Here is a 19,845-nt window from a genome sequence, read left to right as displayed (position 1 = left end):
CTAGTTTTCTAAAAATTTTGTTATTGCTCGTATTACCGCATCTGGTTTTTCGGCGTGAACCCAATGATCTGCATTGGCAACAATAAACGATTTTGCCTGCGGAAATTGTTCTAAAATGGTTTGCGTATGCTCTGCGACGATGTAATCAGACAAAGCACCTTTAATGAAAAGGGTTGGCTTATCTACTTTAACCGCTTTCCAATTCATTAAATTTTGGTAATTTTGATGCAGTGCAGTCAAGTTAAAACGGAAAGATTGCTCACTTTCCGCATCAAAAGATTTCAACATAAATTGTTGAATACCTTCCTCAGGAATATAGGTTGCCATTACCTCTTTTGCTTTTTGGCGAGTCGCCGGTTTCGCCTCTTTTACTGCAAATAATCCTGCGATAATTTGTCTATGCCTGTTTTGGGTATAATTTACCGGGGCAATATCAATAACCACTAATTTTTCGACTAAGTCTGGAGCCAAGTGGGCTAATGCCATCGCACTTTTCCCCCCCATTGAATGACCAACAACAATAGCATTTTGGATATTCAATTCGATAAGTAGATTTTTTAGATCTGTTGCCATCTCGTCATAAGTCATTTTTTCTGATTGAAAAGATCGCCCGTGATTTCTTAGATCTACTGGTAAAATAGCGTAATTTTCCGCAAATGCTTTTGCAATTACTCCTAGGTTATTTAAATCACCAAATAAGCCGTGTAAGAATACCATTGTTTTTGCATTTGGGTTATTGATTGCAGGTTGATAAAGAAAATTTAATTGTGATGCTTTTGTCATATAACTGCCGTATTTTAATACAAATTTTCAGTTGGGAACCTCTATAAAAAGCCTAGAGAAATGCGTATAATGTCGAATACAAATACCCTATGTTTTATGTAAAAAGATAAATGAGGATCCCGATGAAAAAAATCGAAATTGATGATGAATTATATCAGTATATTGCAAGTCGTACACAATCTATTGGTGAAACTGCGTCAGATATTTTACGTCGTTTACTACGCTTGCCACAATCGCCTCAGCCTTTTGTTTTAGTACAAGAACATATGATCAATGAGCTTAAGGATTTAGTAAAAACACCAACTCGTACAAGCCAGAAGAGTGAATCTAATATTGAAAAAATAGTTAGTAAACTAGAAAAAATTTTAGCATCAGAACATTTTATTAATGAAAATAAAAATGTTGTGCGTTTTATTATGTTATTAGCTGCTTTATATCGTTCAAACCCTGATGCGTTTGCAAAAGCTACTGAAAATGTACGAGGTAATGAGCGTATTTATTTTTCAAAAAGTGAAGAAGCTATTTTAGCTACCGGCAGTAGCGTAAAAGCAAAACAGATTCCAGATTCACCTTTTTGGGTTATCACAAACAATAATACTGCACGTAAAGGCTTAATTTTAAAAGCGGTGATGGAATCAATGAAAGTACCTCGTCATCTAATTGAGCGAATTCAATCATTATTTGTATAATTGTCGATGATCAATAGTTTTAATCTTTTTCCTCTATTTCATTGGGCGAAACAAAACCCTAAAATGCTTGCTCTTTGTTGGGAAAAAGATGAGTTAGATTATTTTGCCAAGCTTCCTACCCAACTTACTTGGGAGGAGCTTGAATGCTTATTGCACAATGTTGCAAATTTATTTCATCAAAAAGGGATTCATTCCAATAGCTTAGTCGCTTATAGCGGGACACATCATTTATGCGGGCTTTTAACTTATTGCACTACCATTGCAATGGGGGCAAAAATTTTAATGTTAAACCCCGCTCAAACGGCCATTCAACAGCAAATGGTTTTAGAGAAAAACGGTGTTGATTTTTTCATAAAAGATGAACATTTTGCAAATTTTTCAAAAAAAATCACCGCTTGTCAGTTATTTAAACCGCTAGATTTTTCAAAAGCGGCAACCCTTACCTTAACATCTGGTTCAACAGGTATGCCTAAAGCGGTTGTTCACTCTATTTCAGCACATTTAGCCAGTGCAGAAGGTGTGTGCGAATTAATGAATTTTAACCAAAATAGTTCTTGGTTATTGAGTTTGCCACTCTTCCACGTTTCTGGGCAAGCCATTATTTGGCGTTGGTTATTAAAAGGTGGGAGCCTTTATACTAACCAGCGTAAAGACTCTTTTTTTGAATGGCTAAAAAAAGTAACGCACTCTTCTTTGGTGCCAACTCAATTACAACGTTATTTAGCGAAGTTGAATACCCCTATTTCACAAAAATGTTTACTTGGCGGAACAAATATCCCTGCCGAATTAATAGAACAAGCTCAACAATATGGCATAACGACTTTTTCTGGCTACGGAATGACAGAAATGGCCTCAACCATTTGTGCAGTAAAAAATGAGTTAGATAATGTAGGCGTTCCTTTAACACATCGGGAAGTTAAATTAGAGAATAGTGAAATTTGGGTACGAGGCAAAAATTTAGCTTTAGGCTATTGGCAAAAAAACAATGAAATTCAACCGCTTGTTAATGACTCTGGTTGGTTTCAAACAAAAGATAGAGGTGAATGGAACAGCAAAAAACAGCTTGTGATAAAAGGCCGATTAGATAATATGTTTATTTCTGGTGGCGAAAATATACAACCGGAAGAAATTGAGCAAATTATTTTTCAATCAAATCTAGTTGAGCAGGCTTTTATTTTACCAATAGAAGATAAAGAATTTGGCCGGCGGCCTGTAGCAATATTAGCACTAAAAAACAACGATATTAAAACTGAAACTAATAAATTAAAAATTTGGTTGTCAGACAAGTTAGAGAAATTTAAACAACCTGTTGCATATTACCTGCTAGATGCACAACAATATCAACAGCAAGGAAGCATTAAAATTTCAAGAAACCAATTACAAGAAGATTTAAAGAACCGAATAAATATAAAGGAAATCTATGTTTAACTCCATTTTTAAACTGTTTGTTATTATTTTAGGGATTACGCTTAATGTGTATAGCTATGCCTTAACCGAGCTACCCGCTCCTAAAACCATACAAACAGAGCTTGAAGAAGCAAAAAAATTAGATCAGACTGATGTTAATAATAAAGCCTTAGTTCAAACACTAGAAGAAACGCTTTCATTCTTAACTCAAATTGAAAAGCAAAAAACAGAAAATAAGGAACTCAATCAGTCAATTCAAGATTCACAACAAGCATTAAAAGATAGCCAAGATAATCTGGAAAAGCTGAGAGCAGTATCTATTGCCAAAGTTGAAGAACTTACACAAAAGCCAATCACAGATTTACAAAAAGAATTAACCACTGCACAATCTAAGTTAGAAACGGTGCAGCAAGAGCTATTTGTCATAAATAATAACTTAGTTACTCAAAACGCAGCTCCAGATAAAGCTCAAACCACGCTAACAGAAAGCGTGCAACGCAGACAAGCAATTAATAACTTGCTTTCATCACCAACGCTAAAAAGTGCTGACAGAACAAAACTAAGTGCAGAACTTGAGTTAATTGAAGCAAAAAATACGTATAACCAAACCTTATTAAATGGGAGTGATTACCTTGCGAGGCTTTATTCTGCTCAATTAGATGAAAAAAGACAAGCTCAACAAAACTTACAACAAGAGATTACCAACTTACAAACAGCCATTAACGATAAAATTGTTGAAGAATCCAAAAATAAGGTAGAGCAAGCACAAGCAGTTCAAAATGAACAAAGTAATGCCACTGCTAATCCTGCTATTTTACGTGAGTTGGATATAAACACTCGTGTTACTCAAGAGTTATTAAGACAAACAAAAGAAATGACGCAACTGTCGCAAGACAATTTGCGAATTAAAAGCGTGCTTGATAATTTACAACAAACTCAACGTAATATTGAGGAGCAGATCAGTGCCTTACAGGGTACGCTTGTACTCTCTCGTATTATCAATAAACAAAAGCAATCTTTACCACAAGATGAGATGATCTCAGGGCTATCAAAACAGATCGCAGACTTACGAGTGCGTGTTTTTGATATTACTGAATTTAAAGACTCTTTTTCTGATATTCCCGACTATATTGCAAAACTAGAGCAAGATGATAAAACAAATTTTACAGCTCAAGAAAAAGAACAACTAACCGAAATTTTACAAGAGCGTTCAGAAACATTATCTGAAATGCTTAAATCATTAAACAATCAGCTTAATTTATTAATTAATATTGAACTAAATCAACAACAAGTTCAAACCATTAGCGACACATTGCAACAAAAACTCCAGCAACAAAGTTTCTGGGTAAAAAGTAATAGCCCGATTGATTTAGAATGGTTTAGTAAATTCATCGATCTTGCCCGTTATCAAATAAATGATATAAGCAAAAAATTAAACTTCTCAAACTGGCAAGATAATATGGTATCTGCTGGGATTTTGGTTGCATTTTTATTACTTTTTGCCGCTTTTATTAGCCGACAAAAAGATAAAATTAAGCAGAATCTAACCCAAATTAACAACCGTTTAAAAACAGTTGTAACGGATAGCCAGTGGAATACTCCTCTTGCTATTTTCTGGACATTAGTACTATGCCTACCAAGCACATTAATGCTATTAGCAGCATTTATTACGATTACTTATATTTCGTTTCAAAACCCAATGGAAGTATGGCCTTGGGGCTTGAAAATGGCAGGTTATTGGCTTTATTTTGCCTTTATGATTGCAATGCTTCGCCCTCACGGACTTGGCTATGTGCATTTCAATATGCCACAAAAAAGTAATGAAATATTCCGTAATATTTTAAAACGATCTGTATGTCTAATTGCCCTACTACTAAACACCTCTATTTTCACGAATTTAGAGATGGGGGTGCCCTATGATGTATTGGGCCAGACAATGACTATTTTAGTTCTTGGCTTAATGATTTGGATGGTTGTGCCTGCATTCAGACAAGCGATCTCAACTTACCAAAATGTTGCAGAACAAGAGGAAAGCCCTAGAAACTTCCTGCTTACCGTTGCTAAGTTCATATTATTGATAGCACCTGTTGTACTAATAGTGTTAATTGTCTTAGGTTATTACTATACATCGTTAGTCATTATCGACCACTTAGTCGATTCTTACTTTGCTGTAATTACTTGGATCATTGTTCGCAATATTTTATATCGTGCATTTTCAATCTCGTCTCGCCGTTTAGCTTACCGTCGTTTACAAGAAAAACGAGAAGCGGCAAAAGCCAGAGCCGAACAAAATGCAGAAAGTTCTAGCGAAACAGATATTCCATTTGAGCTAAGAGATGATTCTATTGCTGTCAGTGAAGTTAAAAATCAAATGATGAAACTCACTGATTTTGTGCTTTGGGTTGGATTATTTGTACTTCTTTACTGGGTATGGTCAGATCTTATTACCGTTGCGTTATATCTAGATGGTGTTACGTTATGGCAACAAAGTGTCGCCACAGAATCTGGCACAGTAATGGAGTCGATAACCTTACTAAATTTACTAACGGCTATTATCATTATTGTCGTAGCCGTGGTATTAGTTCGAAATCTAGGCGGTGTGTTGGAAGCTTTAATATTTTCCCATATTAAGCTATCGCAAGGTACACCTTATACTATTACAACATTATTAACCTATATAATCATCGCATTAGGTGCAATGTTTGCTTTTGCAACACTAGGAATGTCTTGGTCTAAACTTCAGTGGCTATTTACCGCACTTTCTGTTGGTTTAGGTTTTGGTATGCAAGAGATCTTTGCAAACTTTGTTTCTGGTATTATTATCTTATTTGAACGTCCTATGCGGATAGGTGATACAATTACTATCGGCTCATTTAGTGGAACAGTATCGAAAATCCGCATTCGTGCCACAACACTAGTTGATTTTGACGGTAAAGAAGTTATTGTGCCAAATAAAGCTTTCGTAACCGAACGCTTAGTAAACTGGGCATTGAGTAGCACGGCAACAAGGATTATTGTTAAAGTTGGGGTTGCTTATGGCTCTGATTTAGAATTGGTTAAACGTTTACTTCTACAAGTTGCAGAAGAAAATTCAACCGTATTAAAAGATCCTACACCACGTGCGTACTTCCTAAACTTTGGAGCAAGTACACTGGATCACGAATTAAGAGCTTATGTAAATGATATTGCAGATCGTAATCCTGCGATTGATTCATTAAACACTCGAATTCATGAGTTATTCAAAGAACATAATATTGAGATTGCCTTTAATCAATTAGATGTGTTTATCAAAAATAATGACACTCAAGAAGAATTAAAAATTGACTCAAAACGCTTTGAATTTGACACAGAAAATAACACAACAAAAGAAAAGGAATAATAATGGCAGGCAACAGCATTGGACAATTATTTAAAGTAACCACCTTTGGCGAATCTCACGGTATTGCTTTAGGTTGTATTATTGATGGTATTCCACCCAATATGGCATTAAGTGAAGCCGATATACAACCTGATTTAGATCGTCGCAAACCTGGTACATCTCGTTATACTACCCCTCGCCGAGAAGACGATGAAGTACAAATTTTATCAGGTGTATTTGAAGGTAAAACGACAGGTACTAGCATTGGCTTAATCATCAAAAATGGCGACCAACGCTCACAAGATTATGGTGATATTGCAGAAAAATATCGCCCAGGACACGCAGACTATACTTATCAACAAAAATACGGTATTCGTGATTACCGAGGTGGCGGTCGTTCTTCTGCTCGTGAAACCGCAATGCGAGTTGCAGCAGGTGCGATTGCCAAAAAATATCTACGTGAGCAATTTGGCATTGAGGTGCGAGGCTATTTATCACAAATCGGTAATGTAAAAATTGATCCTAAAACAGTTAAAAACATTGAACAAATTGACTGGAATGAGGTAAATAGCAATCCATTTTTCTGCCCGGATCCTATTGCTGTCGCAGGCTTCGATGCCCTTATTCGTGATCTAAAAAAAGAAGGCGATTCTATTGGTGCTAAATTAACCGTTATTGCAGAACGTGTACCAGTTGGTTTAGGCGAACCTGTTTTTGACCGTTTAGATGCTGATTTGGCCCACGCATTAATGTCAATAAATGCCGTAAAAGCCGTTGAAATTGGTGATGGTTTTTCGGTAGTTGAACAACGTGGTAGTGAACATCGTGATGAAATGACACCAGAGGGTTTTCTCTCTAACCACGCTGGCGGTATTCTAGGCGGAATTAGCTCGGGGCAACCGATTATTGCCAATATTGCACTAAAACCAACTTCTAGTATCACAGTTCCTGGTAAAAGTGTGAATAAGAATAACGAAGCAGTTGAAGTGGTAACTAAAGGTCGCCACGACCCTTGCGTTGGTATTCGTGCGGTACCAATCGCAGAAGCAATGATGGCGATTGTACTCCTTGATCATCTATTGAGATTTAAAGCTCAATGCCGATAGGGTATAATTGATATTTTTCCGATTGTTCAAGTGGTCAAATAAGCACCTTTAGTTGCAAAAAATCTAAAAAACAACCGCTTGTTCATATTTATTTGTTTTAATTAGGTAAATAATGACATTTTTAAAAACACTTTTTATTTCTAGCTTTGTAGCCGTTGCAGCTTCAGCAAATGCAACACAATGGGAAAAAATTAAAACACCAATACAAGGTAAAGCACAATCTATTGGTGGATATAGCAATGGTTGCATTATTGGTGCACAGCCACTTAATTTAAAAGGAGAAGGCTATCAAGTGATTCGTTCCCTAAGGAATAGATATTACGGGCACCCGCAATTACTTGATTATTTAACAGATTTAGGTAAAAGAGCAAAAGCTTCTGGCATTCCGACAATATTAATTGGCGATATGGGAATGCCAGCAGGTGGCCGTTTTTCATCGGGTCACGCATCACATCAAACAGGCTTAGATGCCGATATTTGGTTACGTTTAGGCCCAATGGATGATGAAACCGCTAAAAACCCTTCAGGTCTTGCGACTATTATGGTAAATCGTGATACTAACCGAGTTTATGAGCGGCTATGGAATCAACACCATACTAATTTGCTTAAGCTTGCCGCAACAGATAGCCGAGTTGATCGCATCTTTGTTAATCCAGCAGTTAAAGTAAAATTATGCCACGATGCAGGTTCTGATCGAGCTTGGCTACAAAAAATTCGCCCTTGGTATGGACACGATGCACACTTCCACGTACGTCTAACCTGCCCTAGCGATGCAACAAGTTGCGAAAATCAAGCCCCAGTTCCAGCAGGTGATGGCTGTGGAGAAGAACTTTACTCTTGGTTTATTCCAAAAACCGCTTCTAACACACCTAAAACTAAAGTTCTACCAACACCACCTGTGCAATGTCAGATGATTTTATCTTCACAAGGTTTAAATTAATCTGCAAAATATTTTACTTTTTTAACCGCTTGAAAAAGCGGTTAATTTTTCTAAATGGTCTATTTTATGCGTTTATTTGTAGCGGAAAAACCGAGCCTTGCCCGAGCAATCGCTGATGTATTACCAAAGCCCCACACTCGTGGAGACGGTTTTATTCAATGTGGCGAAAATAATGTGGTAACGTGGTGTATCGGGCATTTGCTTGAACAAGCAGAGCCTGATGCCTATGATGAACGCTTTAAAATATGGCGAATGGAACATTTACCGATTATTCCTGAACAGTGGAAACTGATCCCTAAAAAAGAAACACTTAAACAATTTAAAGTAGTTGAGCGTTTAGTGAAAAAAGCGGATATTTTAGTGAATGCAGGAGACCCAGATCGTGAAGGGCAATTACTCGTTGATGAAGTCTTCGGCTATCTTAACTTGCCGATAGAATGCCGTGCTAAAATTCAACGTTGTTTAGTAAGCGATCTCAATCCTTCCGCAGTTAAGCGAGCTATCGAAAAATTGCAAAATAATAAAGATTTTGTACCGCTTGCAACTTCCGCCCTTGCCCGAGCCAGAGCCGATTGGCTTTATGGCATCAATATGACTCGAGCTTATACGCTGCAAGGACGTTGGGCTGGCTATAAAGGAGTGCTTTCTGTCGGGCGAGTACAAACTCCTATACTAGGTTTGATCGTCCGTCGTGATCTTGAGATCGAAAATTTTATCCCTAAAGACTATTTTGAAGTACTCGCTCATATTGTTGTGCCAGAAACCCAAGAGAGATTTAAGGCTCAATGGCAACCAAGCAAAGCTTGCGAAGATTATCAAGATGAAGATGGTAGGGTGCTGTCTCGCCCACTTGCTGAAAATGTGGTAAAACGCATTACCAACCAGCCGGCTAATGTGTGCGAATATCAAGATAAAATCGAAAAAGAAACTGCACCACTGCCTTACTCGCTCTCCGTTTTACAAATGGAAGCCGCTGGTAAATATGGGCTTTCTGCTCAAGCAGTGCTAGATATTTGTCAAAAATTATACGAAACGCACAAGCTAATTACTTACCCTCGTTCAGATAATCGCTATTTGCCGACAGAGCACTTTAATGATCGATTTAAAGTGATGGCAGCCATTGCTCATCACTTACCAGAATATCAAGAAAAGCCAGAGGTGGTCGATCCACAGCGTCGAAACCGTTGTTGGAACGATAAAGAAGTTGAGGCACACCACGCAATCATCCCGACAGCCAGACAAGGCACTGTGCATTTGACAGAAAATGAAAAACGTATTTACCAACTGATTGCTCGCCAATATCTATTGCAATTCTGCCCCGATGCAGAATACAGAAAAGGGGAAATCGGTTTAGAAATTGCAGGTGGAAACTTTACGGCTCAAGCTCGTTTTTTAGTTGTAGCAGGTTGGAAAGCTTTGCTCGGTAAAGAAGATAATTTAGATATTTCAGACTCTCCATTGCCGATTGTTAAAAAAGGGCAAGTTCTGCATTGCGAGCAAGGTGAAATCATCAGCAAAAAAACACAACCGCCTCGCTATTTTACGGATCGTAGCTTACTTTCCGCAATGACAGGGATTGCCCGTTTTGTGCAAGATAAACAACTCAAAAAAATCTTGAGGGAAACCGACGGGTTGGGTACAGAAGCCACTCGAGCTGGTATTATTGAATTACTATTTAAACGAGGCTTTTTAATTCGTAAAGGCAAAAATATCCATAGTACAGAAGCAGGTAGAACCTTAATTCAAGCCTTGCCAGAATCAGCTACACAACCCGATATGACGGCTCATTGGGAAATGCAGCTTAATCAAATCAGTAGGAAAGAGGCTAGTTATCAGCAATTTATGTTCGAACTAAATAGCCAATTACCACATTTATTACAAAGCCCTAATCGGCAAATTTTGCAAAATTTGGCAAAAATAACACCGCTTGCAAATCAAACTAAATCTCGTTATTCCAAAAAGAGAACTAAAACTGCTGAAAATTAAGCCAAGCGTTTTAAAATCCTGATTTGCCTCTTGTCAAAGAGGCTTAATTTTTATATTATGTTCGCCATTGCAAATTTCGCATAAAGAATACTTAGAGAATAAATGAATGATTAATGTTCTAACAATTATTTATCTTGTTGTTGCCATTTTACTTATTGCATTCGTATTAATGCAACAAGGTAAAGGTGCAGATGCAGGTGCATCTTTCGGTGCAGGAGCATCGGCAACAGTTTTTGGTTCAACAGGCTCAGCAAACTTTTTATCAAGAACTACAGCATTACTTGCAACTATTTTCTTTGCAATTAGTTTAATTATTGGTAATTTAAGTTCACATACAACCGCTCCAACAAGCCAGTTTGATGACTTAAGTCAAGTTGAACAAAAACAAGCAGAACCTGTAAAAACAGAAAATAACGATATTCCTCAATAATCGTTTAAATAAAAAATAAAAAGCTCTGGTGGTGGAATTGGTAGACACGCCATCTTGAGGGGGTGGTGGCCGTAGGCCGTGCGAGTTCAAGTCTCGCTCAGAGCACCATATATTTAAAAGCAGATTTCCCCCAAATCTGCTTTTAGCTTATTATAAGATTATAAACCTCAATTAAAACAATTCCTTATATAAATTCAAACGCTTCCTTAAAAACCTATTTTCTCCCATATAGAATGTGCATTTATTATTCTTATGATCTATTTTAACATTCCTTTGCACATATATTGCACATAAAATTGCACACATAAAAAATAATGCACACGTATGATAACTATTCTAAAAATTTCAAAATCAATAAAAAGATAGATAAAAAATCATTTCAATTTCAAAACCTATTAAACGCTACTCTACCCGCTTTGAGATCTAACCACGTTTTTTAATGCACTAAAAGCACTGTTGTCAAAAGTTAGAGAGAATAAAAAAAGCCCCAACTATTGGGGCCACTCGGAAAGCAAATTTACGTATTAGGTTGTTAATACAACACTTATTCTTATTTGTTTAAGAGTAAGCGAATTTATCTTGTGTTTCAAATAGATTTTATCGGAAATAGCAGGCAATGTTTAAATTTGTGATCTATGTCATATTTTATAAAAGCTAGCTATGTCATTTTATAAAAAAAGCCCTCATAAATGAGGACTTTTTAGGTATATAGCAAATATTTAACTAGCTATTTAATGCTCTTAAAATATCATCTACACGTTCTTTCGCATCGCCGAATAGCATTTGCGTATTATCTTTGAAGAATAATGGGTTTTGCACACCTGCGTAACCAACCGCCATTGAGCGTTTGAATACGATAACATTTTGTGCTTTCCATACTTCAAGAACTGGCATACCTGCAATCGGGCTAGAAGGGTCGTCTAATGCAGCTGGGTTTACCGTATCGTTTGCACCGATAACTAATACCACATCTGTATCTTCAAAATCATCATTGATTTCATCCATTTCTAACACAACATCGTAAGGTACTTTTGCTTCTGCAAGTAATACATTCATATGCCCTGGTAAACGACCTGCAACAGGGTGAATACCAAAACGTACATTTACACCTCGCTCACGTAATTTTGCAGTAATTTCAGCAACAGGATATTGTGCTTGTGCAACCGCCATACCATAACCTGGAGTGATGATAACAGAGCTTGCATTTTTTAGCATTTCTGCTACTTCTTCTGCGTTAGTTTCACGGTGCTCTCCATACTCCTCATCGCCAGAGCTTGTTTGTACTTCATTACCGAAGCCACCTGCAATTACGCTGATAAATGAACGGTTCATTGCTTTACACATAATGTAAGAAAGGATTGCACCTGAAGAACCTACTAATGCCCCTGTTACGATTAATAAATCGTTACTTAGCATAAAGCCTGCAGCCGCTGCAGCCCAACCTGAGTATGAGTTAAGCATAGAAACCACAACCGGCATATCTGCACCGCCGATAGAAGAAACTAAGTGCCAGCCAAATACTAGGGCAATCGCTGTCATAACTAATACAGGGAAAATATTCTCTGGGTTATTTAAAAATACCACCATTAAGAACACAGAAACCACAATTGCTGCTAAATTCCATTTGTGTTTGTGTGGAATATTTAATGCTGCCGAAGAAACTTTACGGCCAAATAATTTCCCGCTTAATTTACCAAATGCAACTAATGAACCAGAGAAAGTTACCGCACCGATAAAGATACCTAGGAACACTTCTACATTATGAATAGTTGCAAGCGTTGCTTGCTCTGCTAAAAATGCGGCTTGTTCAGCTTCTGTAATTAAATGACCAGGCATTGGCACATCAATATGTAAACCGTAGCTATTAAAGCCAACTAATACCGCTGCTAAACCTACAAAGCTATGTAAGATTGCAACAAGCTCCGGCATTTCCGTCATTTCAACTTTAATTGCTTTTTTATAACCGATAACACCACCGATTGCCATTGCAATTAAGATCCAGATTGTGCCTTGAGATTGCGGACCAAAAATGGTTGCCACTAAAGCAATACCCATACCCACAATACCATACCAACAACCTGCTTTTGCAGTTTCGTGTTTAGAAAGGCCCGCAAGGCTCATAATAAAGAGAATGGCTGCAATAATATATGCTGCCGTAACAAATCCAAATGACATCTCGTTTCTCCTTAACCTTTTCTAAACATTGCAAGCATACGTTGGGTAACTTTAAAGCCACCGAAAATATTAATACTTGCCACTAAAATTGCAATAAATGCGAGAATATCAATAAAGAAATTACCGGTAGGTTGTGCAATTTGCAACACTGCCCCAACAATGATAATCCCTGAAATCGCATTGGTTACCGCCATTAAAGGTGTATGCAATGCGTGGCTTACATTCCACACAACGTAATAACCCACTACACAGGCTAATACAAACACGGTAAAGTGAGATAAAAACGCTGCCGGTGCAACAGACGCTAACCAGAGGAATAACACTGCAGCACCTGCCATTACACCATATTTAACACGAGGATCTGTCGGTTTTTCTTCTTTTTTCTCAACAGGTGCAGCAGCTGCTTTTTGTTGAGGTTGTGCCGAAACTTGAATTGGTGGTGCAGGCCAAGTTAATTCGCCATCACGCACAACGGTTACGCCACGTAATACTACATCTTCAAAGTTAATATCAATTTGACCATCTTTATTCGGTGCTAATAGTTTTAATAAATTAACTAAGTTAGTACCATAAAGTTGTGAAGACTGAGTTGGTAAACGAGCTGGGAAGTCTGTATAACCAATCACTTTTACTTGGTTATCTGTTACCACCACTTCGCCTGCTTTAGTGTAATCACAGTTACCACCAGTTAAAGCGGCTAAATCCACAATCACAGAACCTGGTTTCATTGAATCAACCATTTCTTTGGTGATTAAACGAGGGGCTGGTTTACCCGGAATAGCGGCGGTTGTAATAATAATATCAACCTCTTTCGCTTGTTCTGCGTAAAGCTCCATTGCACGACGATTAAACTCTTCCGACATCACTTTCGCATAGCCATCGCCCGAGCCACCTTCTTCTTCAAAATCAATTTCTAAGAAGTCTGCTCCCATTGATTTTACTTGCTCTTTAACCTCCGGACGAGAGTCAAAAGCACGTACAATCGCACCAAGGCTATTCGCAGCACCGATTGCGGCAAGACCTGCAACCCCTGCACCGATTACCAATACTTTCGCCGGCGGTACCTTACCTGCTGCGGTAATTTGCCCGGTAAAAAAACTACCGAATAAATTAGCGGCTTCAATAACAGCACGGTAACCAGAAATATTTGCCATTGAGCTTAATGCATCTAATGCTTGAGCACGAGAAATACGAGGCACGGCATCCATTGCTAATACATTGATTTTCTTAGCGGTTAATTTTTGCATTAATGCTTCATTTTGTGCAGGCCAAATAAAGCTAACTAAGGTTGCACCTTCTTTCATCAGTGCGATTTCAGCATCGGTTGGTGCATTCACTTTAAAGATAATATCTGAATTCCAAACCTCTTGTTGCGTGCCAACACTTGCACCTGCATTTACAAATGCATTGTCTTCAAAACTCGCTTTAAAACCTGCATCGTGTTCAACGAGCACATCAAAGCCAAGTTTTTTGATCTGTTCAACGGTTTTAGGCGTTGCCGCCACTCGAGTTTCACCGTCTAACAGCTCTCTTGGTACACCAATAAGCATAAAGACTCCTGTATGGTTGATGTTTATATATTTTGACTAAGTAGCCTACTAAAAATTAGGCTAGGCTTAATGTACCACTAAATAACTCAGATTGGTAAAAAAATTGCTTTAAAATAAACCAATTAATTGCAAATTTAATGTTTAAATTAAATCTGATAAAATTCGAGCCAATGAAAATAAGAAAAATGAGATCATAATGAGCATTTTAGAGCAAATCCAAATCGTATTAGTTGAAACCTCTCTCCCCGCCAATATCGGCTCTACAGCACGGGCAATGAAAACAATGGGGCTTACTCAACTAAGATTAGTAAACCCCAAGCAACATACCGATGAACAAGCCCAAGCCCTTTCTGCAGGGGCAAAAGATGTGTTAGAACAAGCACAACTTTTTGAAACCTTTGAGCAAGCCATTGCAGATTGCCAGCTTGTAATCGGCACCAGTGCCAGACTTCGCCACTTACAAAATACCTTAATTGAACCAAGAGATTGTGGCGAATTAGTTGTAAACCGTGCCAAGCAAGGTAAGGTAGCCATCGTATTTGGGCGTGAGCGTGTGGGGCTAACCAATGAAGAGTTGCTAAAATGCCACTACCATTTAAACTTCCCCACAAACCCAGATTACGGCTCGCTTAATTTAGCAATGGCAGTGCAATTAGCCAGTTATGAAATTAGAATGGCATATTTGCAAAATAATCAGCAAAAACAACCGCTTGCAGAAAACAAAAATTACCCAACCTCAGAGGCTTTAGAACATTTCTTTAACCATACCGAGCGTTTATATACAGAATTAGGCTTTATTCGCAACGAAGCGGTTATGCTAAAACTCCGCCGTTTATACCAACGTGCCGAGCTTGAAGAAAATGAATTAAATTTACTACGTGGAATGCTCACCGCCGTTGAAAAAGCAAAATAACAAGCGGTCAAATTTTCATAAAAACTTGCAAAAGTTTTAGAAAAATTAACCGCTTGTAGCCATATTACCCAAGCACACCCGATGGTGCGAGCGTCCTCGCTCGTACCCAAACAAGCGGTCTATTTCCCGCCAAAATTTGCAAACTTACCCAATTACTCTCTCTACTTATTTCGCTAAACGCTTCAATAAGCGGTCTCTCTCCCTAAGGGTAAGAGTTTCAAAAAAATCAGCCCAAAAGGGGCTGACTTATACTTAACCCTGTACGGCTATGCCGTGCAGGGCTACTAGCTCTACCGTACAGGGCTACTCTCTCTGAAAAAATCAGCCCCAATGGGGCTGACTCATACTTAGCCCTGTACGGCTCTGCTGTACTGGGTAACTTGCTCTCTCACTAAATTATTTCTTTAAGTTCAATAATTTATTTGAGCTTTCAAGAATGCTATCAAAAGTAGCATCGCCTTTGAGCTGCTCTTCTGTCATCGGTTCGATTTTCCAGATATTTTGAGCGTAATCTAGCACCGAACGGTCTGATGAGAAGTAGCCCATATTCGCAATATTGATAATGGCTGAACGCACCCACGCTTTTTTGTTGCGGTAGGCTGCCGCTACTCTCTCTTGTGCTTCTACATAGCTGCGGTAGTCGGCACAGGCTTGGTAGTAGTCGCCAGAGTTTAAGATTAAATCTTGATAACGGTACGGGTCTTCCGGTGAGAATTTACCGTTTAAGATTTGCGAAATCGCCTCGTTTAACTCACTGTCTTTTTCATAGTAGTGATATGGCGAATAGCCATTGCGGCGGAGTTCTTCCACTTGTTCCACTTCGTTACCAAAAATAAAGATGTTCTCTTTGCCTACACAATCTAAAATTTCCACATTGGCACCGTCTAATGTACCGATGGTTAATGCACCGTTTAGGGCAAATTTCATATTTGAAGTTCCAGAGGCTTCTGTACCCGCAAGTGAAATTTGTTCAGACACATCAGCTGCCGGAATAATCATTTGTGCAAGCGATACGCTGTAGTTTGGAATAAAGACCACTTTGATTAAATCGTTAATGCGTGGGTCGTTATTCACCACATTCGCCACATCGTTAATTAAGCGAATCACTTTTTTCGCTGCATAGTAAGCACTTGCTGCTTTACCAGCAAAAATAAATACACGCGGTGTCCAATCTGCTGTTGGATTTTTCAAAATGCGGTTATAAAGCGTAATAATATGCAACACGTTCATTTGCTGACGTTTATATTTGTGAATACGCTTAACTTGCACATCAAAAATCGCTTCAGGGTTTAATTTAATACCTTGCGTTTCTTCCACATATTTGGCTAAGCGGCGTTTGTTTTCTGTTTTCACTGCCGCCACTTGCGATTGCACATCGGCATCGTCCACAAATACGTTGAATTTCTCAAGCTCGCTTAAATCGGTCAGCCATTTATTGCCAATCGCTTTATCTAAAATATTCGCAAGCCCTGGGTTGGCAATTTTGATCCAACGGCGAGGTGTTACCCCATTTGTGACATTAGTAAAGCGATTTGGGAAAATACGGGCGAAGTCTGCAAAAATAGATTCCACCATTAAATCTGAGTGGATTTTTGCCACCCCATTAACTTTGCCAGATGCCACTACCGCAAGCCACGCCATACGCACACGGCGGTCGCCTTGTTCATCAATTAATGAAACACGAGAAATTAAATCGTGATCATCAGGGAATTGGCTACGTACTTCTTCTAAGAAATGTTCATTAATATCAAAAATAATCTCTAAATGGCGAGGTAATACACGTGCTAACATTTCTACAGGCCAGGTTTCTAATGCTTCACTCATTAAGGTGTGGTTGGTGTAGAAGAAAATTTTGTGTGTCATTGCCCACGCTTGTTCCCAGCTATAACCTTTTTCATCAATTAAGATACGCATTAGCTCAGGCACCGCAAGAGTTGGGTGAGTATCGTTTAAGTGAATTGCTACTTTGTCAGCTAAATTCACGCAAGATCCAAATTCTGCTTCGTGGCGGCGAATAATATCTTGCACAGAGGCGGAACATAAGAAATATTCTTGACGTAAACGTAATTCACGTCCGTTGTAGGTTGAATCATCTGGGTAAAGCACACGAGAAACATTCTCTGAGCTATTTTGCTTGCTCATTGCTGCAAAATAATCGCCACGGTTGAAGTCTGATAGACCAAAACCTTTACCAGATGCGTGAGCAGACCATAAACGTAAGCTATTGGTTGAAGTAGTTTCAAAACCAGGAATTAGCTGGTCGTGTGCTTGTGCAGTAATTTCTTCTTCAGGTTGCCATACCACTTTTTTGCCTTCTCGCCACGTTTTTCCGCCAAAGCGAACAGGGAATCGCTTACTAGAACGTAAATATGGCCATACAAATTCATTTTCTAACCACTCATCTGGCTGTTCTACTTGTTCGCCATTGCGAATTTCTTGGCGGAACATACCATATTCGTATTGAATACCGTAACCAATGGCAGGAATTTTCATTGTCGCAAGGCTATCCATATAACAAGCGGCTAAACGCCCTAAACCACCGTTACCTAAACCTGGGTCGCCCTCTTCGTTAATAATATCTTCCAGATCTTGACCAAGCTCTTTTAAAGCTGCACTAATTAGTTCATAGACGCCTTCAGAAATCATTGCATTACTGAAGGTTCTTCCCATCAAAAATTCCATTGATAGGTAATAAACACGACGGCTACCATTTGCTACTTGGCTACGGCGAGTTTGAAGCCAATCTTCAGTTGATAAATCACGCACCACACGAAGTGCGGCATTTAACCAGTTTCGTTTACTTGCATCACGAGGCTCTACCCCTAATGCAAAAACCATTTTATGTAAAATGGCATTTTTAACACTTTTAATTGTTTCCGGACTCAATGATTGATTGCCCATTTAATAAGATCTCCTAAACGCTTATGAAATATAACAAGTGATAATATTCACAATATTGTTAATACTATCACTCGCTTAATACTAAAAAATTAAATAATCTCGTGATATAAATTCTGGTATTGCTCTGCCACTTTTGCCCAACCAAAATCCTGAGCTAATGCATTTTGACGTACGCTAGACCATAACTTCTGCTTTTTCCAAAGATTAATTGCTCTCATTGCAGCCTCTAAAAATGCAGGTGCATCAGGATAATCAAAAACAAATCCTGTTGCAGAACGATTTTCAATGCTTTCTTTGTAGCTATCAAATACAGTATCTGCTAATCCACCAGTACGGCGAACTAATGGTAAAGTGCCATATTTCAATCCATAAAGTTGTGTTAAACCACAAGGTTCAAAACGACTTGGTACTAAAATTACATCTCCACCTGCAATAATTTGGTGAGATAGTGCTTCATCATAGCCAATTCTAATACCAATTTGATTTGGGTATTTGTGTTGGAAATAACGTAATGCATTTTCTAAATCTGGCGAACCACTACCTAATACGATAATTTGTACATTGTGCTGCATTAAAGCATCAATGTTTGCCAGTAAGAAATCAGCCCCTTTTTGCTCTGTTAAGCGTGTTACCATTACCATTACTAAGGCATCTTTATTTTCAGGTAAACCAAAAATACGTTGTAATTCCGCTTTATTTTTCGCCTTGCCGTGCATATAACTTGGTCGGTAATTTGCCACAATATTTGGGTCGGTTTCAGGGTTCCAAACCTCTGCATCTACCCCATTTAAAATGCCTCGTAGTTTACCTTGATATTGGCGGGTAGCTAATAAGCCGTGCAAACCAGCCCCTGCAATTTCTTCAGTAATTTCACGGGCATAAGTTGGGCTTACGGTAGTAATACGATCGGCAAAATATAATCCTGCTTTTAGGTAAGAAATCTCACCATAGAACTCTAAACCATCTGTATGGAAAAATTCCCAAGGAAGCCCTAATTCTGCTAAGTGAAATGCATTAAAACGCCCGATATAAGCAATATTATGGATGGTAAAGACTGTTTTTACATTGCTTCCCCAACTCTTTAAATATGCACAAGCAAGCCCTGCTTGCCAGTCGTGAGCGTGTAAAACATCAGAAGCACCCCACCAATGATCTAACCCTTGTGCTAATTGAGCCCCGACATAACCAAGTAGTGAAAAACGTTTATAATTATCAGGGTAATCTTGATAATCATTGTTGTGGTAAGGATTGCCTTCACGCATAAATAGATGAGGGGCATCAATAACGTAAACACCTAGGCCATTAAAATAGGCAAAGCGAATAGTAACAAGCCCTGCAAAGGTGCCAATAGTTGCGACTTCCACTGTTTCACCAAGTGTTTGTGCAACTTTTGGGTAATAAGGGATTAACACTCTGACATCATTGTCAATTTGTTGTTGGGCAAAAGGTAATGCCCCCATAACATCTGCTAGTCCGCCAGTTTTAATTAACGGATACATTTCAGAGCAAACGTGTAAAATTTTCATTTTTAAACCATCAATGTTGTTAATTTGCAAAATTTTGTAAAAATCAAACCGATTGAATAATAAAATATTAATACTACGGAT

13 protein-coding genes and 1 tRNA gene are annotated in these 19,845 nt (G+C 38.4%); 9 read left to right on the top strand and 5 right to left on the bottom strand.

Annotation, left to right across the window (positions count from 1 at the left end; genetic code table 11):
• Nucleotides 1-783: an alpha/beta fold hydrolase gene (locus PTQ27_RS09785; RefSeq protein ID WP_273748865.1), complete on the bottom strand. Its 783-nt coding sequence runs from the start codon at nt 781-783 to the stop codon at nt 1-3.
• Nucleotides 784-905: 122 nt separating this feature from the next.
• Here PTQ27_RS09785 and seqA point away from each other — a divergent pair, with 122 nt between their 5' ends.
• From seqA to PTQ27_RS09745, 8 genes are all read left to right on the top strand, one after another.
• Entirely contained in the window at nt 906-1,472 is a 567-nt protein-coding gene (gene seqA / locus PTQ27_RS09780) for a replication initiation negative regulator SeqA (RefSeq protein ID WP_273748866.1), read from the top strand.
• Nucleotides 1,473-1,478: 6 nt separating this feature from the next.
• Entirely contained in the window at nt 1,479-2,900 is a 1,422-nt protein-coding gene (gene menE, locus PTQ27_RS09775; protein WP_273748867.1) for an o-succinylbenzoate--CoA ligase, read from the top strand.
• The gene (gene mscK / locus PTQ27_RS09770; protein ID WP_273748868.1) at nt 2,893-6,258 is read left to right on the top strand and encodes a mechanosensitive channel MscK; all 3,366 of its coding nucleotides are present in this window, start codon (nt 2,893-2,895) and stop codon (nt 6,256-6,258) included. Before menE ends, mscK begins: the two co-directional genes overlap by 8 nt.
• Nucleotides 6,259-6,260: 2 nt before the next feature.
• A complete protein-coding gene (gene aroC / locus PTQ27_RS09765; protein WP_273748869.1) occupies nt 6,261-7,343 on the top strand; it encodes a chorismate synthase in 1,083 nt (360 codons plus the stop codon).
• A gap of 112 nt (nt 7,344-7,455) precedes the next feature.
• Nucleotides 7,456-8,283, top strand: a complete 828-nt coding sequence (gene mepA / locus PTQ27_RS09760; protein ID WP_273748870.1) for a penicillin-insensitive murein endopeptidase — start codon at nt 7,456-7,458, stop codon at nt 8,281-8,283.
• A gap of 66 nt (nt 8,284-8,349) precedes the next feature.
• Complete coding sequence (locus PTQ27_RS09755) at nt 8,350-10,269, top strand: DNA topoisomerase III (RefSeq protein ID WP_273748871.1); 1,920 nt, start codon at nt 8,350-8,352, stop codon at nt 10,267-10,269.
• A gap of 106 nt (nt 10,270-10,375) precedes the next feature.
• A complete protein-coding gene (gene secG / locus PTQ27_RS09750) occupies nt 10,376-10,699 on the top strand; it encodes a preprotein translocase subunit SecG (RefSeq protein WP_273748872.1) in 324 nt (107 codons plus the stop codon).
• Nucleotides 10,700-10,721: 22 nt separating this feature from the next.
• Nucleotides 10,722-10,807: transfer RNA gene (locus PTQ27_RS09745), tRNA-Leu, on the top strand.
• Between the two features lie 615 nt (nt 10,808-11,422).
• Here PTQ27_RS09745 and pntB read toward each other — a convergent pair.
• The gene (gene pntB, locus PTQ27_RS09740) at nt 11,423-12,874 is read right to left on the bottom strand and encodes a Re/Si-specific NAD(P)(+) transhydrogenase subunit beta (protein ID WP_273748873.1); all 1,452 of its coding nucleotides are present in this window, start codon (nt 12,872-12,874) and stop codon (nt 11,423-11,425) included.
• Nucleotides 12,875-12,885: 11 nt separating this feature from the next.
• Nucleotides 12,886-14,424 carry a Re/Si-specific NAD(P)(+) transhydrogenase subunit alpha gene (pntA, locus tag PTQ27_RS09735; RefSeq protein ID WP_273748874.1) on the bottom strand — a complete coding sequence of 513 codons (1,539 nt, stop codon included), beginning with the start codon at nt 14,422-14,424 and terminating at the stop codon, nt 12,886-12,888.
• A gap of 196 nt (nt 14,425-14,620) precedes the next feature.
• On the opposite strand from pntA, the gene trmJ reads away from it, so the two are divergent.
• Nucleotides 14,621-15,337, top strand: a complete 717-nt coding sequence (gene trmJ, locus PTQ27_RS09730) for a tRNA (cytosine(32)/uridine(32)-2'-O)-methyltransferase TrmJ (protein WP_273748875.1) — start codon at nt 14,621-14,623, stop codon at nt 15,335-15,337.
• Nucleotides 15,338-15,733: 396 nt separating this feature from the next.
• Here trmJ and PTQ27_RS09725 read toward each other — a convergent pair whose 3' ends face one another.
• Together PTQ27_RS09725 and glgA are read right to left on the bottom strand one after the other, a co-directional pair.
• A complete protein-coding gene (locus PTQ27_RS09725) occupies nt 15,734-18,238 on the bottom strand; it encodes a glycogen/starch/alpha-glucan phosphorylase (protein ID WP_273748876.1) in 2,505 nt (834 codons plus the stop codon).
• 89 nt (nt 18,239-18,327) lie between these two features.
• On the bottom strand, nt 18,328-19,764 hold the full coding sequence (gene glgA, locus PTQ27_RS09720; protein WP_273748877.1) for a glycogen synthase GlgA: 1,437 nt from the start codon (nt 19,762-19,764) through the stop codon (nt 18,328-18,330).
• Nucleotides 19,765-19,845 lie beyond the last annotated feature (81 nt).

Origin of the sequence: Mannheimia cairinae (assembly GCF_028649535.1) — a bacterium.
Lineage (GTDB): Bacteria > Pseudomonadota > Gammaproteobacteria > Enterobacterales > Pasteurellaceae > Mannheimia > Mannheimia cairinae.
This window is presented reverse-complemented; position numbering and strand designations above follow the sequence as displayed.